We start from the raw sequence: 24394 nt of genomic DNA on the forward strand, positions 1-24394 counted from the left end.
ACCGCTTCGAGCCCTTGGGACAGCTCAGACCGCGAACGTCTGGACCGGCTCGGTGGCCGGCGCGGGCGGCGTCGCCTTCCACAGGCCGAGCTTCTGCACGGCCAGCCGGGACAGGTAGGCCGGGTTCAGCAGGATGTAACGCCTCCACAGCCGCTTGGGCTCCAGCCCGAGGCGCCAGAGCCACTCGAGGGCGTACTTCTGCATCCACGCGGGCGGGTTCTTCAACAGCCCGGCGTGGTAGTCGAAGGCCGCCCCGACGGCGAGCAGCGGCATGTCGAGGAGCGGGCGCATCGCGTACGTGAAGATCTCCTGGCGTGGGCAGCCGAGCCCGACCAGCACGATCCGCGCGCCCGACGCCTTGATCCGGTCCGCGATCTCCACGTCCTCGCCGGGCTGGGCGGCGCGGAACTTCGACGCCTCGACCCCGGCGATCTTCAGCGCCGGGAACATCCGCTCCAGTGCCGGCACGAGCTTGCTGAGGGTCGGTTCCGTGGAGCCGTACAGGTAGACCGGCAGGCCCTCGGCCGCGGCCTGGCGCAGCACGCGCAGGGTGAGCTCGGGGCCGTAGACCCGGTCGGTCAGGCCGGCGTGGTGCAGCAGGTTGAGCGCGCCGCGGACCGGCTGCCCGTCCGGCGTGACCAGGTCGAACGAGTTGAGCCGGGCGTTGTGCGCCTTGTCCTGCACGCCGGTCATGACCCCGTGCACGGCGAGCGCGGTGACGGCGTAGTGGCGGCGTTCGCGGGCGGCGTCGAGGATCTGGGCCACGGCGGCGTCGTAGTCCACCGCGTCGACGAGCACGCCGAGGACGTTCTTCTTGCCCTGGGCGATCACGGCTGGGGCACCCACTTGTCGACGTTGGCCTCGTAGATCTCCTGGAGGATCATCGGGACGTCGTAGACCTGCTTCCACTGCGGGTAGTCCGCCTGGAAGGCCGCCATCGAGCCGATCCACCACTGGTGGTCGCCGATCCGGTTGTCGTCGACGTACTCGGTGACCATCTCGGTGCCGCTGATCTTCTCCGCCATGGCGAAGGCCTCGAGGTTGGAGCAGTTCGAGTGCCGGCCGCCGCCGAGGTTGTAGACCGCCGCCGAGCGGGGGTTGCGGAAGAAGGCCTCGAACGCGCTGAGCACGTCGTGGCTGTGGATGGCGTCGCGGACCTGCTTGCCCTTGTAGCCGAAGATCCGGTAGAGCCGCCGTTCCATGTTGGCCCGCATCACGTAGCCGAGGAAGCCGTGCAGCTCGGTCGCCGAGTGGGCCGGCCCGGTGAGGGTGCCGCCGCGGAAGATCGCTGTCTTCATGCCGAAGTAGCGGCCGTACTCCTGGGCCATCACGTCGGCGGCGACCTTCGAGGCGCCGAAGACCGAGTGCAGGCACTGGTCGATCGACATGTCCTCGGTGATGCCGTCGGCGTACGGGTGGGCCGGGTCGATCTCCCAGCGGGTCTCCTGCTCGATCAGCGGGAGCCGGTTCGGGGTGTCGCCGTACACCTTGTTGGTGGAGCAGTGGATGAAGGCCGCGTCGATGCAGTGCTCGCGGGTGTTCTGCAGCAGGTTGAGGGTGCCGCCGGCGTTCACGTCGAAGTCGGTGAACGGGTCCCGCACGGCCCAGTCGTGCGACGGCTGTGCCGCGGTGTGGATGACGACCGCGATGTCCTTGCCGTACCGCTGGAAGATTCGCGACAGTGCGTCGCGGTCCCGGATGTCGACCCCGTGGTGCGAGTACGCCGTCCCGAGGTCCGCGGTGAGCTGCTGCACGTTCCAGGCCGTCGACGCCTCCGCGCCGAAGAACTCCTGCCGCATGTCGTTGTCGATCCCGACGACATCAAGGCCCAGCCCGGCAAAGTGCCGAACCGCCTCAGAGCCGATGAGACCACCTGATCCAGTTACCAGGGCGACGGCCACGAGCAAACTCTCCCAGAGGTCTCGGGGGCAAAACCAGTCGAGAGCATAACGCCACCCCCCTCACGCTCCGCTGTCACCCAAAGGAGCAAGGCACAAACCCAGGAGAAGAGAAGGAGGAGAAGAAGGGGAGGGGTAGGAAACAGGGACCCCGATGCCGAGCGAAGCGAGGCGAGCTCCCGGCCAGCGCGACAAGATCACTCACCGTGCCCATCGCAACGCGGGGCTTCCGGGGGCTCGGCCCCCGGAGCAGATATGCCGATCGCCCCCGGTCCGCGCGTTCCGCGGACAGAGGGCGACCAGGTGATCGGGTGGGGATGGGGGGAGTTGAACCCCCACGTCCTTTCGGACACACGGACCTGAACCGTGCGCGTCTGCCATTCCGCCACATCCCCGTGGCATTCAGTTAGCCGGAACAGACTACGCTGTCCCTCGTTACACCGCGAGCAGATACTGCCCTTGGCGCCAGGGAAGACTAGCACGGCGTCAGGGGCCGCAATACGAGGGTCAGGAGCGACCGGTTGCTCTTCGCAGAGATGCGGAAGCGGCGGCCGGATACCATCATGTCCTCGGAACCCGAGGAGGAGCCGGTGAGCGTGCTGCAGCGCTTTGAGAAGCGGTTGGAAGGCCTGGTCGAGGGTGCCTTCGCGAAGGTGTTCAAGGGTGTCGTGCACCCGGTGGAGATTCTTAATGCCATGCAGCGGGAGGCCGAGGCGCACAAGGCTATCCTCGCTGGTGGTCGCACCTTGGTGCCCAACCGCTACGTGATCGATCTCTCGCCGTACGACCACAGCAGGCTGGCACCGTATGCCGCCGCACTGGCCCAGGAGCTGGCCCAGTCGCAGGCGGAGTTCATCGGTGAGCAGGCCTGGACGGTCTATGGCGACGTCATCGTCGAGATCGAGCGCGGGGACGGGCTCGATACCGGCATGTTCCGTGTCACAGCGGAGGTGTACACCGGCGGCGAGGTCGCGCCTGTGCAACAGCCCGCCTATGACGCTGCGCCGGCGTATTCGCCGTACGACCAGCAGCAGGGCGGGTATCCGCCGCACGGGGGGCACAACGGCCGCAATGTCGGCCTGGTCTCCGGTGACGGCCGCACTTATCCGTTGCAGATGGGCTCGACGGTCATCGGCCGTGGGGACCAGGCGAATCTGCGTCTGCCGGATGTCGGGATCTCCCGGCGCCACGCCCGGCTCGACTATGACGGCAGCCAGGTCGTGCTGACCGACCTGGGCTCGACGAACGGCACGATGGTCAACGGCCAGCGCGTATCGGCCGTGGCGCTCAACCCGGGCGACATGATCCAGTTGGGGACGACCACCCTCACGTTCCGAGTGGACGGCTAGGCACCTTGCCAGAATTTGTCCTCACCGTCGCCCGCTTCGGCTTCCTGATACTGCTGTGGATCTTCGTGTTCACGGTGGTGGGAGTCATCCGTAAGGATCTCTTCGCCGGGGTCCGGTCCAAGAGTCTCGTCGCCTCGCCCCGAGGGGTGGGTGGCGTGGTGCCGCAGGGCCGGCCGGCGAAGGCGAAGCGGGGCAAGGCTGCCCGGCAGCTCGTGGTGACAGCCGGTCAGCTGGCCGGCACCAGGATCACTCTGGGTGAGGCTCAGATCACTATCGGACGTGCGGAGGACTCGACGCTGGTCATCACGGACGACTTCGCGTCGGCCCGGCACGCCCGGCTCGTACCGCGGGACGGTTCGTGGTTCGTCGAGGACCTCGGCTCGACGAACGGCACCTATCTCGATCGCGGTAAGGTCTCCGGACCTACTCCCGTCCCCCTTGGCGTGCCGATCCGGATCGGCCGCACTTCACTCGAGTTACGGCCATGACCCTGACCCTGCGCTACGCCGCCCAGAGCGACCGCGGTCTGATCCGAGACGGAAACCAAGACTCCGTCTACGCCGGACCGCGGCTCCTTGCCGTCGCCGACGGCATGGGCGGCATGGCCGCCGGTGACGTCGCCAGCAACATCGTCATCGCGGCCATGGCTCCGCTCGACGAGGACGTCCCCGGCGATGCGCTGGTCGACGCCCTCCGGCATGCCGTGGGCACGGCCAACCAGACCCTGCGCGACACCGTCGACGCCAATCCGCATCTGGAGGGGATGGGCACCACGCTGACCGCGGTGCTCTTCTCCGGCAGCAAGATCGGCATGGTGCACATCGGCGACTCGCGCGCCTACATGGTGCGCCAGGGTGAGTTCGCCCAGATCACCAAGGACGACACCTACGTCCAGATGCTGGTGGACGAGGGCCGGATCAGCCCGGAGGAGGCGAGCAGCCACCCGCAGCGGTCGCTGCTCACCCGGGCGCTCGACGGCCGGGACATCGATCCGGAGTATTCGGTCCGCCAGGTCCTCAAGGGCGACCGCTATCTCATCTGCAGCGACGGGCTCTCCGGCGTGGTCAGTGCCGAGACCATCGGCGAGAGCATGCGCGACATCAAGGATCCGCAGGCGTGCGTCGAGCGGCTCGTGCAGCTCGCGTTGCGCGGTGGCGGCCCGGACAACATCACCGTGGTGGTCGCCGACGCGACCGACGCGGACATCGTCGAGCAGGCCCCGATCGTCGGCGGCGCGGCCGCCCGCGACCGCGGTAACTCGACCGTCGCGGACGCTTCCAGTGCTGCTGCCCGCGCGGCGGCTCTGCAGGCGCCCCCGCGGCCCGCGCAGCCTTCCGGCCCGCCGTACGACCGGGACGAGCCGGAGCCGCAGCCGAAGAGGCACCCGGTCCGCACGAGCCTCTTGCTGCTCGTGCTGCTCGGCATCCTCGGCGGCGGCCTCTATCTGGGCTGGCAGTACACCCAGAAGCAGTATTACGTCGGCGCCACCGAGCAGGGCCAGCTCGCGATCTTCCGCGGCGTGCCCGGCCAGATCGCCGGCCTCGACCTCTCCAGTGTCAACGAGACCAGTACGGCTCGCCTGGACGACCTCACCTCGGTCGCCCAGGACCGGGTCAAGCAGGGCATCCACGCGGCCGATCAGCCTGACGCCCGGCGGATGCTGCAGGAGCTGACCAGCGACGAGCCGTCCAACCCCAACCTGAAGCCGATCTGCGTGGCCGGCAGCGCCGCGCCGACGGTGTCGGAGCCGGTGACCCCGTCCGGCACGCCGTCCGCGGTCGGGAAGACGTCGTCTCCCGGCCGGCCCACCTCCTCGTCGGCGCCGGCTCTCGCGCCCACCATCACGCCGGACGCCCTGCCTTCGGAGTCTGCCCCGCCGGTCGTCGACCCGGTCGGGTGCCGGCCCGTCGACTGAGCGTCCGCTCACCGAAGTCTGGGGACCCTTTCTTGACCGCGCCCGCCCTTCCGGCTCCCACACCCGCGACCACGGGTGAGATGCCCCGTGTCCCGGGCACGAAGACCGGGCGCAACGCGGAGCTGGGTCTGCTCGCGCTGGCGATGAGCATCGTGGCCGCGTACGGCGCCATCGTCGAGTCCAACCAGTTCGACAAGATCACGCCGACGTTCTGGGTGCCGGCCGCGTTGCTGAGTGTCCTGTTCGTCGCCCTGCACCTGGTGGTCCGCTTCACCGCGCTGTACGCCGACCCGGTGCTGATCCCCACTGTGGCGCTGATCAACGGCCTCGGAGTCGGCTTCCTGCGCCGGCTCGACCTGGCCCGGTCGATCGCGCAGAAGCAGCCCGAGCCGGGCATCTTCGCCGGGGTCGGTGGCCGTCAGCTCGCCTGGACGCTGGCCGCCCTGGTGCTGGCCGCGGTGCTGCTGATCGTGGTCCGCGACCACAAGACGGTCTCCCGGTACGCGTACACCCTGGGCCTGGTCGGCATCGTGCTGGTGATGATCCCGGCGGTGCTGCCGGCCAGCATCTCGGAGATCAACGGGGCCCGGCTGTGGATCCGGATCGGGTCGTTCTCGATCCAGCCCGGTGAGTTCGCCAAGCTGGCCCTGGTCTCTTTCTTCGCGTACTACCTGGTCCGCAAGCGGGAGGTGCTCTCGCTGGCCAGCCGCCGGGTGCTCGGCATCGACTTCCCACGCGGCCGCGACCTCGGTCCGGTCATCACGGTGTGGATGCTCTCCCTGCTCGTGCTCGTCTTCGAGAAGGACCTCGGCACGGCCCTGCTCTACTTCGGCCTGTTCGTGGTCACGCTCTACGTCGCCACCGAACGGGTCAGCTGGCTGATCATCGGCCTGGTGATGTTCTTCGGCGGCGTCTACGTGGCGTACCTGCTCGGCGCGTCGGTCGGCGGCCCGTTCGCCAACTTCTACGACCGCGCCACGGTCTGGCTCGACCCGTTCGCCGCCGAGAACTACAACCGCCTCGGCGGCAGCTATCAGCTCGTGCAGAGTCTGCTGGGCCTGGGCACCGGTGGCCTGTTCGGCACCGGCCCCGGAGCCGGCTCGCCGAGCAAGGTGCCCGAGGTCCGCACCGACTTCATCTTCGCCGGCATGGGTGAGGAGATCGGCCTCTTCGGCCTCTCCGCGCTGCTGATCTGCTACCTGCTGATCGTCGAGCGCGGCCTGCGGGCGGCCCTGGGCGTACGCGACTCGTTCGGCAAGCTGGTCGCCGGTGGCCTGGCGTTCACCCTGGGTTTGCAGGTCTTCGTCATCCTTGGTGGCATCACCGGGCTGATCCCGCTGACCGGTCAGACGACGCCCTTCCTGTCCGCCGGTGGTTCGTCGCTCATGGCGAACTGGCTGCTCATCGCGATGTTGCTGCGGATCTCCGACGCCGGCCGCAGACCCGCGAGCGGTGGCCCGACGCCCGCGTCCGGTGGACCGAAGCAACCGCCCGCCCAGCTGCACGGCGCCATGACGGAGGTGATCAAGCCGTGAACGCACCCCTGCGCAAGGCCGGCGTGGTCATCCTCGTCCTGTTCGGCCTGCTCTTCGCCAACCTGAACTGGGTTCAGGGTTACAAGGCCGACGCGTACCGCACCAGCGACTACAACGGCCGGGTCCAGGTCGCGGAGTACGAGGTGCCGCGCGGGGTCATCGAGGCGGACGGCCAGGCGCTCGCCCAGAACAAACTGACCGACGACGAGCTCAAGTACCTCCGGCAGTATCCGGAGAAGCAGGTCTACGCCCCGATCGTCGGCTACAAGCCGGTGAACATCGCCGAGGTCGGCATCGAGCGCACCGAGGACGAGTTCCTCTCCGGCGCCAGCGACAAGCTCTTCGCCGACCGGGTCAGCGCCATGTTCACGGGGGACAAGAGCGGCGGCGGCAACGTGGTGCTGTCGATCAAGACCAAGGCCCAGGAAACGGCCTGGAAGCAGCTCACGAACAACCAGGGTGGCGCCAAGAAGGGGTCGGCGGTCGCGATCGACCCGCGCACCGGCGCAATCCAGGCGCTCGCCTCGTTCCCCAGCTTCGACCCGAATCCGCTGGCCAGCCACGATGTCGACGCGGCCGCCGCGGCGTACAAGAAGCTGAACGGGGACAAGGACAAGCCGCTGCTCAACCGCGCGCTGTCCGAGACCTACCCGCCCGGGTCCACCTTCAAGGTGATCATCTCGGCCGCGGCCCTGCAGAACGGCTACGACCAGAGCACCGAGATCCCGGCCGGGCAGAGCTACACCGCGCCCGGCTCCGGCGCTCCGATCCGCAACTCCGAGGACCAGACCTGCCCCGGCGCGCAGGTCACCCTCAAGGAGGCGCTGACCGACAGCTGCAACACCGGCTACGCGCAGCTGGGCGTCAAGCTCGGCGGCGACAAGGTCAAGAAGGCGGCCCGGGACTGGGGCTTCGAGCAGGACGACCTGACGGTCGGCAACCTCAAGGGCTCGGGGCTGCCGGTCGCGGCCAGCCGTACCGGTGAGATCAAGAACCCGGACGGCAGCATCGACCAGGCCGGGCTCGCCCAGTCGTCGATCGGGCAGAAGGATGTCCGGATGACGACCCTGCAGGGCGCGATGATCGCCGCCGCGGTGGCCAACGACGGCCGGCAGATGCGGCCGTACCTGGTCCAGCAGCTGCTCAGCCCCGACCGGCGGCCGATCTACAACGCCGCCCCGGAGACGCTGCGCACGCCGGTCAGCGGGGACGTCGCCAAGGACCTGCGCGAGATGATGGTCAGTGTCGTCGAGAACGGCACCGGCCGGCGGGCCAAGATCAGCGGCTTCGAAGTCGGCGGCAAGACCGGTACGGCGCAGAACGCGACCGGCGCCGACAACCACGGCTGGTTCATCGGATTCGCCTTCAACGACAAGGGTGAGGCAGTCTCAGCTGTCTGCGTCATGCTGGAGAACGTGCCTGGCGATCACCCGAGCGCCGAGGCGGCCCGGATCGCCGGGCTCATCATGAAGGCCGCGGCGGGCCGGGGAGGGGACTGACATGATCAGCCCTGGGGTCACCCTCGGCGGCCGGTACCGCTTGGACGAGCGGATCGCCGGCGGTGGCATGGGTGACGTGTGGCGTGGCACCGACGAGGTGCTGGGCCGGACCGTCGCCGTCAAGATCCTGCTCCCGGCCCTGCTGGACGAGCCCGGCTTCGCCGAGCGGTTCCGCGGCGAGGCCCGGACCATGGCCACGATCAACCACCCCGGCGTGGTCGACGTCTACGACTACGGCAGCGACCAGCAGCTCGCGTTCCTGGTCATGGAATACGTGGAGGGCGACGCCCTGTCGCGCACCCTGAGCCGGGTCGGCCGGCTGACGCCGGCGCGGACCATGGCGCTGGTCGCGCAGGCCGCCGACGCCCTGCAGGCCGCGCACGCGAACGGCATCGTGCACCGCGACGTCAAGCCCGGCAATCTTCTGGTACGCCCGAACGGCACGCTGGTGCTCACCGACTTCGGCATCGCCCGGTCCGCCCTGGTCGGGCAGCTCACCGTGGCCGGTTCGGTGCTCGGCACGGCGTCCTACATCTCCCCGGAGCAGGCCTCGGGCGCGGTCGCCACGGCCGCCTCCGATGTGTACGCCCTCGGCGTGGTCGCCTACCAGTGCCTCTCCGGCCACCGGCCGTTCGACGGCGCCACCCCGATCGAGATCGCCATGAAGCACGTCCGGGACACCCCGCGACCGCTGCCGGCCGACATCCCGCCGGCCGTGCGCGCCATCGTGGACCGCGCCCTGGCCAAGGATCCGGGTGCGCGCTGGCCCACCGCTTCGGCGATGGCCGCGGTGGCCCGCCAGGCCGCCTCGTCGCTCACCACCCAGGTGCAGCAGCCGGCCGTGAACGGCTCCGCGCCCGCCGGCCGTCCGCAGTCGGGTGGCCCGGCGATGAACAGGCCGCAGTCCGGTGGCCCGGTGGTGGCCAACCGGCCGCACTCCGGCGCTCCCGCTTCCGGCCCGCCCGGACATCCGGTCTCCGGGCAGGCCCGCCCGCCGTATCCGCCGGTCCCGCGGCCGGTCTCCGGGGCTCAGGCGCGTGGTGCGGCCTCCGTGCCGTCCGGACAGCCCCCGTACAGGCATCCCTCGGCACCGCCGATGCAGCAGCCGATGCCGGGCGGCAAGCAGCCGGAGGGTTCCGGTGGACGGCAGGTGCTGATCGTCCTCGCCGTTGTGCTGGCCCTGCTTGTCCTGCTGTGTGCCGGTGTGATCTCGTTCCTGCTCAAGCAGGGCCAGAACGGCGCGATGGGTGGGGGCGGTCCGCGTGCCACGGTCGTGCAGGCGGGCTCGGCTGACCCACGGGCGCCGGTGGCGTCGTACCGTCTTACGAAGCAGGCTGCGGCTCCCCTCAGTCTGAACCATGCGACCGAAGGACGACAGACGCTATGACGGCGCAGGCCCGCCTGCTCGGTGGCAGGTACCAGGTCGGCGAGCTGCTCGGCTACGGCGGCATGGCCGAGGTGCACAAGGGCCGTGACCTCCGCCTCGGCCGGGACGTCGCGATCAAGATGCTGCGTACCGACCTGGCCCGCGATGCCACTTTCCAGGAGCGGTTCCGCCGGGAGGCGCAGAACTCCGCCGCCCTCAACCACCCGGCGATCGTGGCCGTCTACGACACCGGTGAAGAGGTGTCCGCGGCCGGCGAGAAGCAGCCGTTCATCGTCATGGAGTTCGTCAACGGCCGGACGCTCAAGGAGGTCCTGGCGGCCGAGCAGCGGCTCCAGCCGCGCCGGGCCCTGGAGACCATCGCCGACATCTGCGCCGCGCTGGAGTTCAGCCACCGGCACGGGATCATCCACCGGGACATCAAGCCCGGCAACGTGATGATCACCCAGGGCGGCCAGGTCAAGGTCATGGACTTCGGCATCGCCCGGGCTCTGGCCAGCGGGGCCACCACGATGACCCAGACCAGCGCGGTCATCGGTACGGCGCAGTACCTCTCCCCCGAGCAGGCGCGTGGCGAGTCCGTCGACGCCCGCTCCGATGTGTACGCCGCCGGTTGTGTGCTGTTCGAGCTCCTGGTCGGGCACCCGCCGTTCGTCGGGGACAGCCCGGTCAGCGTGGCGTACCAGCACGTCCGCGAGGACCCGAAGGCACCCAGCGACATCAACCGCGAGGTCCCGCCGGACGTCGACGCGATCGTGCTCAAGGCGCTGGCCAAGAACCCGCTGAACCGCTACCAGAGCGCGCAGGAGATGCGGGCCGACGCCCTGCGCGCGGTCGCCGGGCGCCCGGTCATGGCCACCCCGGTGATGTCCGAGGCCGAGACGATGGCGATGTCCGGGCCGCCGATGCGCCAGCAGACGGCGATGACCCGGGCGATCCCGGCCGGCGTGGGCCCGCGCGGCCCGCAGCCACCGGAACGCAAGACCTCGTCCTGGGTGATGGCGGTCCTCGCCGCCCTGGGTGTGCTCGCGGTCGTGGCGCTGGGCATCGGCCTGGTCCTGTCGCAGAACAAGGACGACGAGCCCGACCCCATCGCGAGCGCGGCAGTGCCGAAGGTCGAGGGCCTGTCGGAGAACGAGGCCAAGGCGAAGCTCACCGCGGCGGGCTTCCAGGACGTCACGGTCGGCGATCCCGTCACGACTGACGACTGCAAGAAGAAGGTCGAGAAGCAGTCGCCGAGTCCGGCCCAGACGGTCCCGGTCAACACGCAGATCACTCTCACCATGTGCGTCAGCCCGGAGGACACCCGGGTGCCCAGCAACCTGCGCGGCAGCAGCCGGGAGGTGGCCGCGGAGGCGCTGCGTGAGGCCAACCTCAAGGCCGACTTCCAGGAGGTCGACAGCGACGCGGAAGGCGGCCGGGTCATCTCGGTCGAGAAAGAGGGCGAGAAGGTCAAGCCCGGCACGACCATCACCGTCAAGATCTCCAAGGGCAACCTGGTCGAGGTGCCGTCGGTGGTCGGCAAGACCGAGGAAGTGGCCAAGGCGCTGCTCCAGCAGAAGGGCTTCACCAACATCGAGGTCGAGCCCTCGAACCAGCAGGGCACGCCGGGTCAGGTCGTCGACCAGACCCCGAACGGCAAGCAGAAGAAGCCCAAGGACACCCAGATCACTCTGACCGTGATCGCCGAGCAGGAACCGAACCCGGACGACTCGGGTTCCCCGGACCCGGACATCCCGAACCCGCCGGGCGGCGACGGCGGCGGCACGGGCACCGGTACGGTCGGCGGCCTGCTCAACTGAGCACACAGGGAAGCCCGGACGCGAACCCGCGCCCGGGCTTTCTGGTTGTGCGGGACGGCTCAGGCGGTGGCGAAGGCCGAGCGCCGGCGGCTCTCCACCTCGGCGGCGAGCTCGGGGGCCCGGTCCAGAGCCTCCGGCAGGCCGCAGGAAGCGAGCCAGTTGGCCAGCATGGTGTGGCCGCCCTCGGTCAGCACCGACTCGGGGTGGAACTGCACGCCCTCGATCGGCAGGGTGCGGTGCCGCATCGCCATGACCACGCCGGACTCGGTCCAGCCGGTCACCTCGATCTCCTCCGGGAGGGTCTCCGGGAGGACGGCCAGCGAGTGGTAGCGGGTCGCGGTGAACGGATCGGGCAGGCCGGCCAGGACGCCGGTGCCCTTGTGCTGCACCGTGGAAGTCTTGCCGTGCAGCAGCTCCGGGGCGCGGGTGACGGTGCCACCGAACGCCGCGCCGATCGCCTGGTGGCCGAGGCAGACGCCGAACATGGGCAGCTTGCCCGCGTACTCCTGAATGACGTCCATCATGATGCCGGCGCGCTCCGGCGTGCCCGGCCCGGGCGAGAGCAGCACCCCGGCGGCGCCGAAGCCGGCGACGTCGGCCACGGTGATCTCGTCGTTGCGCCGGACCTCGCACTCGGCACCCAGCTGACCCAGATACTGCACCAGGTTGAAGACGAACGAGTCGTAGTTGTCGATCACGAGGATGCGCACGGGACCACCTAGCTGGCCGACGGGTGGGGATTGTTGGTGTGCTCGTTGTACGGGATCTCGTCGGGTCCCAGCAGCGAGTCGTCGCCCGGCACCGCGTTCGGGTCCTGCTCGGCCGAGCCGTTCTGCTCGGTGCCCGTGCTCACCTGCACGTCGTCGAACGGCAGCAACGGCGTGGCCCACGGGAAGACGACGTACCAGAGCAGCGCGCCGACCATCGTGACCAGCGCGAGGGAACCGGTCAGCTTGCCCCACAGGCCGAAGGGCAGCTTGCGCCAGATCCAGGCATACATCGCTACCCCCTATGCCTTCGTCTTGCCGATGTCGGCGGGCCGCCCGGCGCTGGGCAGCGACGCGTCCCGCTTGACCGTGTCGACCAGCTCGGCGTGCACGATGAGCCGCTCGTAGTTGTTGAACTTCGGGTTGCAGGTGGTCAGCGTGAGCATCGCCTTGGTCGCCTTGGCCTTGGGCTTGCCCGGGACCGGGGCCACCACCTCGACGGCGCTGGGCTTGACGACCACGCTCTCGCTGACCTTGTAGACGTACCAGTTGGTGCGGGTCTCGACGCCGATCACATCACCGGGCTTGAGCTCGTCGAGCCGCCAGAAGATCTTGCGGATCCGGTGGCCGGCCACCGAGAAGTTGCCGATCTCGCCGGGCTCCGCGGTATCCGGGTAGTGCCCGGGGGCGTACCGGATGTCCTGCGGCCGCACCCCGTTGACAACGACCCACTGCTTGCCCAGCTTGGGAATGTAGAGCCGCCCGACCAGGTCCTTCCCGGGCGCGGCCGGCGCGGCCTTGACCGGCGTGCTCGGCGCGACGGTCGGATCGTTCCACTGGTCGTCGAGCTCGGTGGCGAGGGTGTCCTGCTCGTTGTCGACCTTGGCCGAGTTGCCGAACACCTCGTACCCGGCGAACAGCAGCACGATCAACCCGAAGGTGATCATCAGCTCGCCGGAGACCCGCACCGCGGACCGGATCCGCGAACCCAGCGTCGGACGGGTCAGCTCGGAATACACGCTCTTGTAACCCTCGTCGGTCTGCTCGGGCCGCAACTTGACGACCTTCTCACCCCGCCGCGGCTTGGCGTCGTCCGCCGCGCCGTCATCGAGATCAGGATCGGCAGCGGCGGCGGCCGCGGCAGCAGCGACGGAAGCGGCACCGACGGTGCCGGACCCGCCGGGCAGAGGGGTACGCACAGAGCTGCTCACATCCGTGGCCGACTTGGAACTGACCTTGGGCCGGACCGACGGAAGCAGACCGGTCGGCGCATCCGCGGTACGAATGATTGCGGTGGCCGACGGGTCCTGACCCTGACGCGGCGGAAGCGCACCACTGCCGAGCACCTCATGACCGTCCTGCTCGCGGGCGCTGCGCCTGCTGTCCGGGACGGCTCGGCGCTCGCTGCGAGAACGGAAGGCGTCCGCCACCGAGGGGGTGCCGAGCCGATCCCGCCCAGCGGCGTTCGGGAGCTGCTGGTCCGTGCCGGGGGGCGTCTGGCCGGCGCGGCGGCCGAAGCCGTTCGCCGCCTCGGCGTGGCCCGCGTCCTGGGGGTAGGCGTCGGCTGGCCTCGGGTCCAGGCCGTTCGCCCGGCTGAAGCTGTCGGGGTACGTCCGGCGCGGCATGGCCTCGTCGGCGGCTGTGCGACGCGGGGCGGCTTCCTCAGTGGCTGCGCGGCGGGGCATGGCTTCGTCGGCTGCTGCGCGGCGTGGTGAGGCGTATTCGTTCGCCGGCTGGCCTTCGGGACGGCCGGGTCGTCCGTCCTCGGCGAGTGGGCTGCGGTAGCTGCTGGTCGGCGTCGGGTAGACGTCGTTCTCCTGGCCGTGGGCCGAACGCCGGCCCGGGCTGCGGGGCTGGTCGAAGCCGTCGGGCGGAGAGTAAGGGGCGTTGCTGGTGGGCCGGACGGCAGCCGCAGCGGACGCCGAGCCGCTGACAGGGCGGAAATCCTCGGCAGCGTCACCCAGCGCCCGCCCGAAGCCGTTCGCGCTGCTCGGCCGTGCGAAGTCGCTTGCGGCGGGTGCGCTGCCGTTGGGCCGTGCGAAGTCGTTAGCGGGGAATGCGCTGGTCGGTCGCGCAAAGTCGCTTGCGGCGGGAGCGCTGCCGTCGGGCCGCGCGAAGTCGTTTCCGCCGGTGGCGCCGCTGACGGGCCGGGCATAGTCACTGGGCGCGGCAACCCCGGCGGAACGCTGACCGTCCACCTCGCGGGGGCTCGCGAACTCCGGCGCAGACTCGCGCGGCCGCGCAAACTCACTTACCGCTGGGCCGGCCGCCGCCGGAGCAAAGCCGTTCGGAGCGCTCGGCGGCGCTGCAATCTCCGGCCCCGCGAAGCCGCCACCCGCTGCCTGCGCCGATTCCCGAGCGACCCGAGCCTCCTCAGCCGCAGCCGCGAAGAAATCAAAGCCAGGAGACGCGGTCGCCGGCACCACAGGCGGCGGAGGAACAACAGCCGCCGCACTGGCAATCACCGGCGAACTATCGGTCCGACCCGCAACATCAGCAGCACGGCCCACCACCGGCGAGCTATCCGTTCTACCCGCGGGACTACCCACCACCGGCACGCCACCGGTCCGGGCCGCAGCCCGAGCAGCCGCAGCAGCCCGAGCAACCACCGGATCAACCGCCCCCGAAGCCGCCTCACCCAGCAGCACAGCAGTATCGGCCGCCGAAACAGCCCCAGCAGCCCCAGCAGCGCCCCCAGGACCCTCAGGTGCCGGAAAGGACGGACCAGGCGACGCCGGAGCCTGAGCGGCCACTGAGGGCCCCTGCACAGGCGAAGTCGGATGTGTCTGGACAACCGGACCACCAGGCGCGGCCCAAGGCGCTGCCGGCCCCAAGCTGGGCGGCGGGTCCAAAGGCCCACCGGGTACGCCGTCCGGCGAAGCGTCCGTGATCCGGGGAATGAAGGCAGTCTGCGCGTCGCCGTCGGGAGCGCGGTGCCGACCGGAGTTCGCCGCAGCCTGCTGGGCGTCCGACGCTTCCATCACTCCGTGGCCTCGGCGGATCGGAGGTCACTCGACCCGTCGTACGCCCGCACAGTCACGTTCCTCTCGACGGTTTCCTGATAGCCGAGTCCGAAGTCCGCCACTGCCGTACGGAATTGCTGGACTCCCTCTGCGGACTCCAACGCGCGATGCATCGCCGTGGGTTCGCCGATCGCCGTGATCTTGAACGGCGGCGAGAAGACCTGCCCGTGGAGCAGCAGCGTGTTGCCGACACAGCGTACCGCGCTCGTGGAGATGACGCGGACATCCATGATCGCCATTGCCTCGGCCCCACCTGCCCACAATGCGTTCACCACCGCCTGGACGTCACCCTGGTGGACGACGAGGTCGTCGTTCTCCGGGGCGTCCGTGCCGGTGCCGGTGGTCCGCTGCGGGGAGTCGTTGAGGATGACCGTGACGCCGGGGCCGTGCAGGGCGGTGAAGCCCGCGCCTCCGCGCATCGCGTCCGCGCGCTGCCGGGCCCGCTTGACCGGTTCGTCGACGTTGGCCAGCCGGGCCGCGTCCTGGTCGACGGCCGCGCGCAGGTCAGCGGCCTTTTTCTCGCGGTCCTCGAGCCGGGTGCGCTTGTCCGCGATGAGCTGGGCGAGCTGCGGCCGGCGGTCGTCGCGCAGGGAGGTGCCGTCCGCTGTTGTCGCCGATGTGGTGAACAACAGACCGGCCGCCAGTCCGATCAGTGGGACCGCGACCGACCATCCGCGCTGCCGTTGAGCCCTGCGACGGGGACGTAGTCCGCCAAGGGCTCGTCGCAGGACAAGTCGCCACGAGGGCGCCCCCGTGGTGTACTCCACGTCGGTTGTCCTCCCTGGCTCGGCCGAAAAACGCACCGGCGGGTGCCTGCGCGCGCGCCGCCTTGACTACGCTAGCTATCGAACAGTATTCGCCACGGGCAGCTTTCGGGGTCCCCGGAGCCGCTCAGGGGTGGGTTGTTCACCACTTGTTGCCCTCAGGAGAGCACCGTGCCGAAGTCACAGGTTCGAAAGAAGAAGGTCTACACCCCGCCGACGGACATTCGTCCGTCCGGGACGGCGGCGTCGAAGAAGCCGAGTCCGGTGTGGCTGCCCATCACGGCGGTCGCGCTGATCGTCTTCGGCATCTCCTGGCTGGTGGTGTACTACCTCTCGGAGCAGCAGTACCCGGTCGAGGCGTGGCGGTATTGGAACCTCCTCGTCGGCTTCGGCTGCATGGTCGCCTCCTTGGGCATCCTCTCCCGCTGGCGCTAGTGCCGCTCCTGCCGCGCGGCCCCCGGCCGAGCGGTAGCGTGATCTGCGTCTGATTTGTCCGACAGCGCACCCCGGCGTCCGAGCCGCGGGGTGCGCTGTCGACTGCGTTCCGCCAGACGACTGCAACACCTGCCCGGACTGCCGCTCGCATTCTGATTACTCGTGGGTAACATAGGTCGGCGGGCCAGCTGACTCCAGGAGGCACAACCACATGGGCACAGTGCAGATCGTCGCCACCGTCCTGGCGGGCGTCGTCACCCTCGTCGCCGTGGTCCTGGCGGTCCGGGCGGTCATGCAGATGACCGCGGTGATCCGGCTGGGCCGGCCCGACCCCACCCGCTCCGGGGACAAGGGCACCCGCACCCGCACGATGCTGGTCGAGACCCTCGGTCACACCCGGATGCTGAAGTGGACCGCGGTCGGTGCGGCGCACTGGTTCGTGATGGTCTCCTTCATGATCCTGTTCCTGCTGGTGGTCGAGGCCTACTTCGAGGTGGTCGACCCCGAGGGCGGGCTGCCGATCGTCGGGCACTGGACGGTCTACGGCCTGGTCACCGAGTGGATCGGCGTCCTCGGCCTGCTGGGCATCCTCTACCTGATCTACCGGCGCCAGCACGACAAGCGCAAGAAGGTCTCCCGGTTCACCGGCTCCACGATGTGGCAGGGCTACTTCGTCGAGGCGGTCATCGTCGGCGTCCTGATCTGCGGCTTCCTGATCCGCGGTTTCAAGGTCGCCAACGACACCTTCGAGTACGCCGCCTGGGCCACCCCGGTCAGCCACGGCGTCGGCGCCCTGCTGCCCGCAGCGGCCGACGGTCCCACCTGGGTTGCCCTGGTCAAGATCTTCATCTCCATGGGCTGGCTGATCACCATCGCGCTGAACGTGACGATGGGCGTGGCCTGGCACCGCTTCCTGGCCTTCTTCAACATCTTCTTCAAGCGCAGCCCGGAGAAGCCCGCGGGCTCCGGCCTGGGCGCGCTCAAGCCGATGATGAGCGACGGCAAGCCGCTCGACTTCGAGGAGGCCGACCCGGAGAAGGACCAGTTCGGCGTCGCCCAGGTCGAGCAGTTCACCTGGAAGGGCCTGCTCGACTTCTCCACCTGCACCGAGTGCGGCCGCTGCCAGTCGCAGTGCCCGGCGTGGAACACGGCCAAGCCGCTCTCGCCCAAGCTGCTCGTCCTGTCGCTGCGCGATCACGCCTACGCCAAGGCGCCCTACCTGCTCGGGGGTGGCGGCAAGGACCTGACCGGCGAGGAGAAGGCCACCGAGGCCCAGCTCGCCCACATGGACGTGCTGGCACTCGCCGAGGGCAACCGGCCGCTGATCGGCACCGAGGCCGAGGGCGGCGTGATCGACCCGGACGTGCTGTGGTCCTGCACCACCTGCGGCGCCTGCGTCGAGCAGTGCCCGGTGGACATCGAGCACGTCGACCACATCGTCGACATGCGCCGCTACCAGGTGCTGATCGAGTCCAGCTTCCCGGCCGAGGCCGGCGTCATGCTGCGCAACCTGGAGAACAAGGGCAACCCCTGGGGCGCGCCGCAGAACACCCGTGAGGACTGGACCAAGGGCCTCGACTTCGAGGTGCCGCGGGTCGGCGAGACCGAGGACTTCGACTACCTGTTCTGGGTCGGCTGCGCCGGCGCCTTCGAGGACCGGGCCAAGAAGACCACCCGGGCGGTCGCCACGCTGCTGCACGAGGCCGGCGTCAATTACGCCATCCTCGGCGAGGGCGAGACCTGTACGGGCGACCCGGCCCGCCGGATCGGCAACGAGTTCGTCTTCCAGATGCTGGCCCAGCAGAACGTCGAGACCCTGCAGGAGGCGAAGGTCAAGCGGATCGTCGCGACCTGCCCGCACTGCTTCAACACGCTGGGCAACGAGTATTCACAGCTGGGCCTCGAGGTCGAGGTCGTGCACCACACCCAGCTGCTCGCGCACCTGGTCAAGGAGGGCAAGCTCACGCCCGTCCAGCCGATCGAGGGCGACGTGACCTACCACGACCCCTGCTACCTGGGCCGGCACAACCGGGTCTTCGACGCTCCCCGCGAGGTGCTGGGCGAGGCGGCCAACCTCGTGGAGATGCCGCGCAACTCCGAGCGGTCCTTCTGCTGCGGCGCCGGCGGTGCCCGCATGTGGATGGAGGAGAAGATCGGCAAGCGGATCAACGTGGAGCGCACCGAGGAGGCCCTGGCGACCGGCGCGAAGACGATCGCCGTGGGCTGCCCGTTCTGCTACACGATGATCGGCGACGGGGTCACCGGCAAGGGGGAGCAGGACAACGTCGAGGTCGTCGACGTGGCGAGCGTGCTGCTCCGTTCGATCAAGGGCGACAAGGCACCCGCCTAGGCCGGCTAGGAGGTCGCCGCGCTCACGGCGGAGGCGGCGACCACCGCGACGATGACCGCGGTCTGGATCTCCTCGACGGTCTGCCGGACCGCCGCGGCGGTCAGGTCGCCCGCCGAGATCTCGCGGAGCCGCTCGTCGACCCGCTTGCGGTCCAGCGTGCGGAAGACCTTGCGGTCGAGGTTGGTCGCGCCCACCAGGGCACAGAGCGCAGCGGTACGCGGCTCGACCGGCCCGGCTCCGGAAACGGCGGCGGTCAACCGTTGCCGCGCCTCCGTCTCCGGCACCGGCTCCACGCCGTTCGGGGCCGGATAGCGCGTCCGCGGGAAGACGAACAGCACCTTGTCCTGCTCCCGGGTCAGCACGCCCTGGTCGACGAGCCGGTCCAGGGCCGGCTTGCGGGTGTCGGTGAACTTCTTGACCCAGTACGCGGGCTTGCGCGGCTTGTCGTCGGCCACGATCCGGTCGAGGGCCTGATCCACCAGCGGGTCACCGGTCGCCGTCGGGTCCAGGACCACGACTTTCTTGTCCTCGACGCCGATCCGGCCGCTGATGGCCAGCTCGAGCAGCAGGGCGCCGCCCAGGCCGTGGTCGAGACGGACGCTGTCGGTGTCGGGCACGCCGTCGTCGCCGTAGGCGAGCAGCACGAACTCTTCGGCGAGGTTCATGGTGCGACCGTATCCGGGCGGCCGGCGGCAGAGGTGATCCGCGGCACCGGACACGAGCGCCCGCGGGATGCCGCGTTCCGGCACAATGAGGGCCGAGGTGAACCGATCATGGACGGCCCGCTCCTGACGACGGTGCTCCCGTTGGCGGCTTTCGCGTTGCTCACGGCGGGCAACGCGTTCTTCGTGGCAGCCGAGTTCGGCCTGGTCACCGTCGACCGGGCGGAGATCGACAAGCGCGCCGACGAGGGTGACCGGCGCGCCCGTACGGTCCGGCACGCCCTGCATGAGCTCTCCTTCCAGCTCTCCGGCACCCAGCTCGGCATCACCCTCACCGCCCTGCTGACCGGCTATCTGGCCGAGCCCGCGCTGTCCCGGATCTTCCGTCCGGGCATCGAGCCGATCGCCGGGGGCGCCACCGAGACCGTCACCCACGTGCTCTCGCTGGTGCTGGCCACGATCGTCTCGATGCTCTTCGGCGAGCTGGTGCCGAAGAACGCGGCCCTGGCCCGGCCGATGCGGGTCGCGCTGGCCACCGCGGCCCCCCTGCGCACGTTCTCCAAGCTCTTCAAGTGGCTGATCGGCGCGCTCAACGGCTCGGCGAACTGGCTGGTCCGCCGGCTGGGCATCGAGCCGCAGGAGGAGCTGGCCAGTGCCCGATCGCCGGAGGAGCTGGGTCTGCTGGCCGCGATCAGTGCCCGGGCCGGCGCGCTGCCCACGGAGACGGCGACGCTGCTGCGCCGCACGATCCGCTTCGGCGAGAAACGCGCGGCCAAGGCGATGACCCCGCGCGTCGACGTGGTCGGGCTCAAGACCACCGCGAGCGTCGCGGACCTCATAGTCGCGGCCCGCGAGACCGGCCACACCCGCTTCCCCGTGTACGAGTCGACGCTCGACCTGGTCGTCGGCGTGGTCGGGGTGTCCGACGCCCTCGGTGTCCCGCCCGAACGCCGCGCCTCGACCGCGGTGTCCACCGTCGCCCGCGAGCCCGTTTTCGTGCCGGAGAGCCTCGACCTGGACAAGGTCCTGGCCGCCCTGCGGGCCGCGGACGCGGACATGGCGATCGTCGTGGACGAGTACGGCGGAACCGACGGCGTGGTCACGGTGGAGGACCTGGTCGAGGAGCTGGTCGGCGAGATCGCTGACGAGTACGACGTGGACTTCCCCGACGCCGGCAGCGAGGAGCTGACCGCGCCCGGCGACGACCGGAAGTTCCTGGTCGACGGGCTGCTGCGGGAGGACGAGGTGGCCGAGCAGACCGGTTTCCGGCTGCCCGAGGGCCCGTACGAGACGCTCGCCGGCTTCCTGCTCTCCCGGCTGGGGCACATCCCGGTCGTCGGCGAGTCGCTCGAGGACGACGGCTGGGAGTTCACCGTCATCGAGGTCGACCGGCACCGCATCGAGCAGGTCCGGGTCGTCGCGCCGCCGGAGAGTTCCGATGACTGAGCTGCTGGTCACGGTCGTGCTGCTGCTCGGCAACGCGCTGTTCGTCGGTGGTGAGTTCGCGCTCATCGCGTCCCGGCGTACGGCTCTCGAACCGCTCGCCGCCACCTCCCGGCCGGCCCGCTGGGCGCTGTCGGCGATGAATCAGATCCCTCTGATGATCGCCGGCGCCCAGCTGGGGATCACCATCTGCTCGCTCGGCCTGGGCGCGATCGCCGAGCCGGCCCTCGCGCACCTGCTGGAGGGCCCGTTCGGCGCGATCGGGATGCCCGAGAACGCGATCCACCCGGTGGCCTTCGTGCTGGCGCTGGGCGTGGTCGTCTTCCTGCACACCGTGGTCGGCGAGATGGTCCCGAAGAACATCACCCTGGCCGGCCCGGAACGCTCGGCGCTGGTGCTGGGCCCGTTCATGTTGGCCTTCTGCACCGGGACCAAGCCGCTGCTGGTCGCGATGCGCTGGGCCTCGCGGATGGTGTTGTCGCTGTGGAAGATCGAGGCCACCGACGCGGTCAAGACGGTGTTCACCGCCGAGGAGCTGGCCGGCATGGTCACCCAGGCGCGGGCCGAGGGCCTGCTCGGCACCGAGCAGTACGCCCGGATCCACGCCGCGCTGGGCCTCCACGACCGGACCGCGGCGGACACCCTGCAGCCCTGGGCGGGCGTGACGACGGTCGCCGACGACGCATCGCCGGCGACCATCGAGGCGGTGGCGACCCGCAGCGGCCGGTCGCGGCTGCCGGTCGTGCAGCGCGAGACCCGGCGGGTGCTGGGCTTCGTGCACGTCAAGGACCTCCTCGGGTACGAGGGAGCGCAGCGCAGCCTCCCGATGCCCGCCGAGATGATCCGTCCCCTGGCCGTGGTGGCCCCGGACCGCACGCTGGCCGACCTGTTGCTGACCATGAGACGCGACCGCCGGCACATCGTCCTGGTGAGTGACGGGCGCCGACCGCTCGGCGTGATCGCCCTGGACGACGTCCTGCACGCCGTGATCGGCGAACCCTCCGTTCGGCCGACCACGTAAGGGTGCTTTAGCCCACATTTACGCGCAAACGGAGTTTGAACACGCTAGTTAAAGCGGCGATCCGGACAATAACCGCATGCTCGACTCTCGACGGTCCCCGCGAGGCGCACGCCGGCGCGTCACCCCCCTCGGCGCGCTGGTAGTGAGCGCCGCCCTCGGCTCCGGCCTGTTCGCAGCCCAACTGGTCCACCCCGGCACCACCGAGCCGTCCCGGATCAGCCCGCAGTACGTCGCCTCCCAGCCGCGCCCCTCCGGCGGCGTACTCACCCCCACGAACCCCGGCTTCGCCGCCGTACCCCAGACGGGTGGACGGATCGGCGTGGCCAAGTCCCCGGTCACCGTCCGCTACACCTTCGACGGAGGGGTGAACCAGCCCCTGACCGACACGCACGGCGCGTACGCGTTGCGGGCGCTCGCCCAGAACGGCGGCACCCTGAGCCTGGTCCCGCAGGGCAACGGCCTGGCCGTGCAGTACCCGACCCGCTGCACCCTGGCCCGCGAACGGCAGTGCCCGAGGGCGATCCTCGAAGGCTTCCGCGAGGACGCCCTGAACCCCGGCACCCGCCCGATGCGCTACGGAGCGTCGATCATGATGACCCACCGGGACCTGGCCGACGGCGCGAACGTCTTCCAGAAGGGCTATTCGGTGGGTGGGGTGAGCCAGTTCAAGCTCCAGGTGGACCACCGGCAGGGTCACCCGAGCTGCGTGATCGCGGGCCGCACCCAGATCTACCGAGCGGAACCCCTGATGGACGTGGCGGACGGCCGCTGGCACAACCTGATGTGCGCCCGGACCCGGGACCGCCTGACCCTGACGGTCGATGGCCTGGAACGCGCCTGGGTCCGCCTCCCGGCGAACCTGTCGATCGCGAACGCGGAACCGCTGCGGGTCGGCGGCAAGGGCGCGGGCAAGGGCAACGACCAGTTCTCCGGCCAGATCGACAACGTCTTCCTGACCATCGCCTGAAAGATCAGGTCCTACTCCAGCAAGGAGTCGTCGATCTCGCGCTGATCCGCGGCCCGGTCCCGTTCGTCCTGCTGGAGCCGTCGCTCGTCGATGTTCGACAACGCCTGGTTCATCTGAACTTCCTGGTCTTGCAGCTTCGCTTCGCGGGCGGCGACCTGCCGCTCTCGTGCACCGAGCCGGGAATGATGTCGCTGCGAAAGCCGCTCCTGGTCATCGAGCTTGCGGTTGCGGCGCTCGAGGTCCGCGTCGCGCGCGTCGGCGTCGTACTGCCGGTCGGCGAGCTGCGTCTCGCGCTTCTTCAGGGAGCTCTGCCGGTCCTGGAGCCCGTCCAGCAGCTGCCGGGCCTCGGTGTCCCGCACCTCCGCGTCGACCTCTTGCTGATCGTCGCGCGACCCGCTGACGTCGTCGCCTGCCACCCCGAAATCGTAAGGCCGCCGCGTCGCTCAGCGCCACGAGTCGGTCAGGAAGACCACCTGGTCATGCCTGAAGCCGGCCGATGTCCGCAACCTCAACGCGGTCGGTGGGGCACTGCCACACCGCCCGCCCGCGGATCTCAACCGCCGCGAGCGGATGGCTGTGCGGGTGGCGCGGACAGAACGGCCAGTTGGTGGGCCGGCCCAGCGTCCACAGTGCCTCGACCGCCCACTCCTGCACCTGATCAGCCAGCTCGGCGATTTGCTGAGCCGGCGGCCGTCCGAGCGTGATCGAGATCCCCTGCCCAGAACCGTCCTGGGCGTAGAGGAAGGCGCTGGCTGTGCCGGGGAGGTCGTTCCAGGTCTCGTCGCGGACCTCGGGAAGAACGCCTCCGGGCCGGGCGAGGTCGGCCAGGATCGGGACCAGGGAGGCGGCCAGCTCAGGGTCCATGGACCCAGTCTCCTACCCGTGCGCCGAGAACAGGCGGAGGCTCGGGCCATCACCACTGGCCCGAGCTTCCGCCTCGACCACGAGCCGGAGCTATCCCCGGCCACGCTGTCATCCCGATCTTAAGGCGCAGCCCGCCACGTCTATCGACATACATACCTGCTGTATTGCCCGCGACCGTGTCCCACGCGCCTGTGGTCAATCGCGTAAGCGTGCTGGTCGTCCAGATCTAGAAAAGCCGGCCAGCCACTCCGCGTGCTGACGCATGCGAACCAGGTCGTCGGGAAACCAACTCTCCCACGAGCGATCCAGACTCATCCACGCGGCCGGCTGACCGGGCTCGGCCATCAGCGGAACCGCAGGATCGACGATCGTGGCATAGGACAACCCCAGGGTCGCCGGCTTGTCGGGATGGTACGAGCGGACGCTGACGGCAGCCGGCCGATCGAAAAGATCGACATCCACTCCGGTCTCTTCGCACAGCTCACGACGTGCTGCCTGACGGGGCGACTCCCCGGGCTCGACCTGCCCGCCCGGCGGAACCCAACCCCGCCACGGATGCTGCACTAGCAGAACCCGGGACAGGTCCGCGTCGAACACCCAGACCTCGGCCCCCAATGGATCCGCCGGACTGGCACCAGCGGCTGCCACCCAGCCCGCGACGTCGTCATATTCGACCCGTGCAGCACCAACATCGCCCAACGCGGCCGCCAGCGACCGCCGCTGCAACTCGTCACGACTCATGCCCGCAACCTAGCGAGAGGGTATGACATCGCTGC

Annotated in this window: 22 protein-coding genes and 1 tRNA gene; 12 read left to right on the top strand and 11 right to left on the bottom strand. The window is 69.8% G+C overall.

The genetic code is table 11. The annotated features are described in order from the left end of the window. Positions 1-24 precede the first annotated feature (24 nt). From ACQP2Y_RS00245 to ACQP2Y_RS00255, 3 genes are all read right to left on the bottom strand, one after another. Positions 25-828 (bottom strand): WecB/TagA/CpsF family glycosyltransferase, encoded by an 804-nt coding sequence (locus ACQP2Y_RS00245; protein WP_433732410.1) that lies wholly within the window; start codon positions 826-828, stop codon positions 25-27. After that, positions 828-1901: an NAD-dependent epimerase/dehydratase family protein gene (locus tag ACQP2Y_RS00250; RefSeq protein WP_360828558.1), complete on the bottom strand. Its 1074-nt coding sequence runs from the start codon at positions 1899-1901 to the stop codon at positions 828-830. Before ACQP2Y_RS00250 ends, ACQP2Y_RS00245 begins: the two co-directional genes overlap by 1 nt. A 309-nt stretch (positions 1902-2210) precedes the next feature. Continuing rightward, positions 2211-2293 (bottom strand) — tRNA-Leu (locus ACQP2Y_RS00255). 168 nt (positions 2294-2461) lie between these two features. On the opposite strand from ACQP2Y_RS00255, the gene ACQP2Y_RS00260 reads away from it, so the two are divergent. The 7 genes from ACQP2Y_RS00260 (at position 2462) to pknB (ending at position 11382) form a co-directional block, all read left to right on the top strand. Continuing rightward, positions 2462-3247 carry an FhaA domain-containing protein gene (locus ACQP2Y_RS00260; RefSeq protein ID WP_203769381.1) on the top strand — a complete coding sequence of 262 codons (786 nt, stop codon included), beginning with the start codon at positions 2462-2464 and terminating at the stop codon, positions 3245-3247. Between the two features lie 5 nt (positions 3248-3252). After that, positions 3253-3735 (top strand): FHA domain-containing protein FhaB/FipA, encoded by a 483-nt coding sequence (locus tag ACQP2Y_RS00265; RefSeq protein WP_433723441.1) that lies wholly within the window; start codon positions 3253-3255, stop codon positions 3733-3735. Beyond that, a complete protein-coding gene (locus tag ACQP2Y_RS00270) occupies positions 3732-5162 on the top strand; it encodes a PP2C family protein-serine/threonine phosphatase (protein ID WP_433723443.1) in 1431 nt (476 codons plus the stop codon). Before ACQP2Y_RS00265 ends, ACQP2Y_RS00270 begins: the two co-directional genes overlap by 4 nt. 80 nt (positions 5163-5242) lie before the next feature. Next, positions 5243-6697 carry an FtsW/RodA/SpoVE family cell cycle protein gene (locus ACQP2Y_RS00275; RefSeq protein WP_433723445.1) on the top strand — a complete coding sequence of 485 codons (1455 nt, stop codon included), beginning with the start codon at positions 5243-5245 and terminating at the stop codon, positions 6695-6697. Further along, on the top strand, positions 6694-8196 hold the full coding sequence (locus ACQP2Y_RS00280; RefSeq protein WP_433723447.1) for a peptidoglycan D,D-transpeptidase FtsI family protein: 1503 nt from the start codon (positions 6694-6696) through the stop codon (positions 8194-8196). The genes ACQP2Y_RS00275 and ACQP2Y_RS00280 overlap by 4 nt, the downstream gene beginning before the upstream one ends. A 1-nt stretch (position 8197) precedes the next feature. Further along, positions 8198-9583 (top strand): protein kinase domain-containing protein, encoded by a 1386-nt coding sequence (locus ACQP2Y_RS00285; protein WP_433723449.1) that lies wholly within the window; start codon positions 8198-8200, stop codon positions 9581-9583. After that, entirely contained in the window at positions 9580-11382 is a 1803-nt protein-coding gene (gene pknB / locus ACQP2Y_RS00290; protein WP_433723451.1) for a Stk1 family PASTA domain-containing Ser/Thr kinase, read from the top strand. The genes ACQP2Y_RS00285 and pknB overlap by 4 nt, the downstream gene beginning before the upstream one ends. Before the next feature lie 59 nt (positions 11383-11441). On the opposite strand, the gene ACQP2Y_RS00295 is transcribed toward pknB, so the two are convergent. From ACQP2Y_RS00295 to ACQP2Y_RS00310, 4 genes are all read right to left on the bottom strand, one after another. Then, positions 11442-12092: an aminodeoxychorismate/anthranilate synthase component II gene (locus tag ACQP2Y_RS00295; RefSeq protein ID WP_360813944.1), complete on the bottom strand. Its 651-nt coding sequence runs from the start codon at positions 12090-12092 to the stop codon at positions 11442-11444. A gap of 8 nt (positions 12093-12100) precedes the next feature. Beyond that, positions 12101-12382 (bottom strand): hypothetical protein, encoded by a 282-nt coding sequence (locus tag ACQP2Y_RS00300; protein WP_433723453.1) that lies wholly within the window; start codon positions 12380-12382, stop codon positions 12101-12103. 9 nt (positions 12383-12391) lie between these two features. Next, entirely contained in the window at positions 12392-13774 is a 1383-nt protein-coding gene (locus ACQP2Y_RS00305) for a class E sortase (RefSeq protein ID WP_433723455.1), read from the bottom strand. Between the two features lie 1295 nt (positions 13775-15069). Beyond that, the gene (locus ACQP2Y_RS00310; protein ID WP_433723457.1) at positions 15070-15879 is read right to left on the bottom strand and encodes a DUF881 domain-containing protein; all 810 of its coding nucleotides are present in this window, start codon (positions 15877-15879) and stop codon (positions 15070-15072) included. Positions 15880-16047: 168 nt separating this feature from the next. Between ACQP2Y_RS00310 and ACQP2Y_RS00315 the strand changes: the two genes are divergently transcribed. Both ACQP2Y_RS00315 and ACQP2Y_RS00320 read left to right on the top strand, forming a co-directional pair. Continuing rightward, positions 16048-16311, top strand: coding sequence for a cell division protein CrgA (locus tag ACQP2Y_RS00315; protein WP_360546788.1), 264 nt, complete (start codon positions 16048-16050; stop codon positions 16309-16311). Between the two features lie 211 nt (positions 16312-16522). Beyond that, on the top strand, positions 16523-18661 hold the full coding sequence (locus ACQP2Y_RS00320) for a (Fe-S)-binding protein (RefSeq protein ID WP_433723459.1): 2139 nt from the start codon (positions 16523-16525) through the stop codon (positions 18659-18661). 5 nt (positions 18662-18666) lie between these two features. Here the strand turns inward: ACQP2Y_RS00320 and ACQP2Y_RS00325 are convergent, their stop codons facing one another. Beyond that, positions 18667-19326 (bottom strand): GOLPH3/VPS74 family protein, encoded by a 660-nt coding sequence (locus tag ACQP2Y_RS00325; RefSeq protein ID WP_433723461.1) that lies wholly within the window; start codon positions 19324-19326, stop codon positions 18667-18669. 108 nt (positions 19327-19434) lie between these two features. On the opposite strand from ACQP2Y_RS00325, the gene ACQP2Y_RS00330 reads away from it, so the two are divergent. The 3 genes from ACQP2Y_RS00330 (at position 19435) to ACQP2Y_RS00340 (ending at position 22754) form a co-directional block, all read left to right on the top strand. After that, positions 19435-20769, top strand: coding sequence for a hemolysin family protein (locus ACQP2Y_RS00330; RefSeq protein ID WP_433723463.1), 1335 nt, complete (start codon positions 19435-19437; stop codon positions 20767-20769). Next, positions 20762-21787, top strand: a complete 1026-nt coding sequence (locus tag ACQP2Y_RS00335; RefSeq protein ID WP_433723465.1) for a hemolysin family protein — start codon at positions 20762-20764, stop codon at positions 21785-21787. The genes ACQP2Y_RS00330 and ACQP2Y_RS00335 overlap by 8 nt, the downstream gene beginning before the upstream one ends. A gap of 76 nt (positions 21788-21863) precedes the next feature. Next, positions 21864-22754, top strand: coding sequence for a LamG domain-containing protein (locus ACQP2Y_RS00340; protein WP_433723467.1), 891 nt, complete (start codon positions 21864-21866; stop codon positions 22752-22754). An 11-nt stretch (positions 22755-22765) separates the two neighbouring features. Here ACQP2Y_RS00340 and ACQP2Y_RS00345 read toward each other — a convergent pair whose 3' ends face one another. From ACQP2Y_RS00345 to ACQP2Y_RS00355, 3 genes are all read right to left on the bottom strand, one after another. Beyond that, positions 22766-23170 carry a hypothetical protein gene (locus ACQP2Y_RS00345; protein WP_433723469.1) on the bottom strand — a complete coding sequence of 135 codons (405 nt, stop codon included), beginning with the start codon at positions 23168-23170 and terminating at the stop codon, positions 22766-22768. Between the two features lie 61 nt (positions 23171-23231). Further along, positions 23232-23618 (bottom strand): hypothetical protein, encoded by a 387-nt coding sequence (locus tag ACQP2Y_RS00350; protein WP_433723471.1) that lies wholly within the window; start codon positions 23616-23618, stop codon positions 23232-23234. A gap of 195 nt (positions 23619-23813) precedes the next feature. Continuing rightward, positions 23814-24359: an NUDIX domain-containing protein gene (locus ACQP2Y_RS00355; protein WP_433723473.1), complete on the bottom strand. Its 546-nt coding sequence runs from the start codon at positions 24357-24359 to the stop codon at positions 23814-23816. Positions 24360-24394: the final 35 nt, after the last annotated feature.

Origin of the sequence: Actinoplanes sp. CA-051413, assembly GCF_050955795.1 — a bacterium.
Taxonomy (GTDB): Bacteria; Actinomycetota; Actinomycetes; order Mycobacteriales; family Micromonosporaceae; genus Actinoplanes.

Bases quoted from the DNA above. Each gene is read 5' to 3' on its own strand.
- ACQP2Y_RS00260 (WP_203769381.1), top strand. From the start codon at position 2,462: ATGTCCTCGGAACCCGAGGAGGAGCCGGTGAGCGTGCTGCAGCGCTTT.
- ACQP2Y_RS00270 (WP_433723443.1), top strand. From the start codon at position 3,732: ATGACCCTGACCCTGCGCTACGCCGCCCAGAGCGACCGCGGTCTGATC.
- ACQP2Y_RS00275 (WP_433723445.1), top strand. From the start codon at position 5,243: ATGCCCCGTGTCCCGGGCACGAAGACCGGGCGCAACGCGGAGCTGGGT.
- ACQP2Y_RS00285 (WP_433723449.1), top strand. From the start codon at position 8,198: ATGATCAGCCCTGGGGTCACCCTCGGCGGCCGGTACCGCTTGGACGAG.
- pknB (WP_433723451.1), top strand. From the start codon at position 9,580: ATGACGGCGCAGGCCCGCCTGCTCGGTGGCAGGTACCAGGTCGGCGAG.
- ACQP2Y_RS00300 (WP_433723453.1), bottom strand. From the start codon at position 12,382: ATGTATGCCTGGATCTGGCGCAAGCTGCCCTTCGGCCTGTGGGGCAAG.
- ACQP2Y_RS00305 (WP_433723455.1), bottom strand. From the start codon at position 13,774: ATGCCCCGCCGCGCAGCCACTGAGGAAGCCGCCCCGCGTCGCACAGCC.
- ACQP2Y_RS00320 (WP_433723459.1), top strand. From the start codon at position 16,523: ATGGGCACAGTGCAGATCGTCGCCACCGTCCTGGCGGGCGTCGTCACC.
- ACQP2Y_RS00325 (WP_433723461.1), bottom strand. From the start codon at position 19,326: ATGAACCTCGCCGAAGAGTTCGTGCTGCTCGCCTACGGCGACGACGGC.
- ACQP2Y_RS00330 (WP_433723463.1), top strand. From the start codon at position 19,435: ATGGACGGCCCGCTCCTGACGACGGTGCTCCCGTTGGCGGCTTTCGCG.
- ACQP2Y_RS00335 (WP_433723465.1), top strand. From the start codon at position 20,762: ATGACTGAGCTGCTGGTCACGGTCGTGCTGCTGCTCGGCAACGCGCTG.
- ACQP2Y_RS00340 (WP_433723467.1), top strand. From the start codon at position 21,864: ATGCTCGACTCTCGACGGTCCCCGCGAGGCGCACGCCGGCGCGTCACC.
- ACQP2Y_RS00350 (WP_433723471.1), bottom strand. From the start codon at position 23,618: ATGGACCCTGAGCTGGCCGCCTCCCTGGTCCCGATCCTGGCCGACCTC.
- ACQP2Y_RS00355 (WP_433723473.1), bottom strand. From the start codon at position 24,359: ATGAGTCGTGACGAGTTGCAGCGGCGGTCGCTGGCGGCCGCGTTGGGC.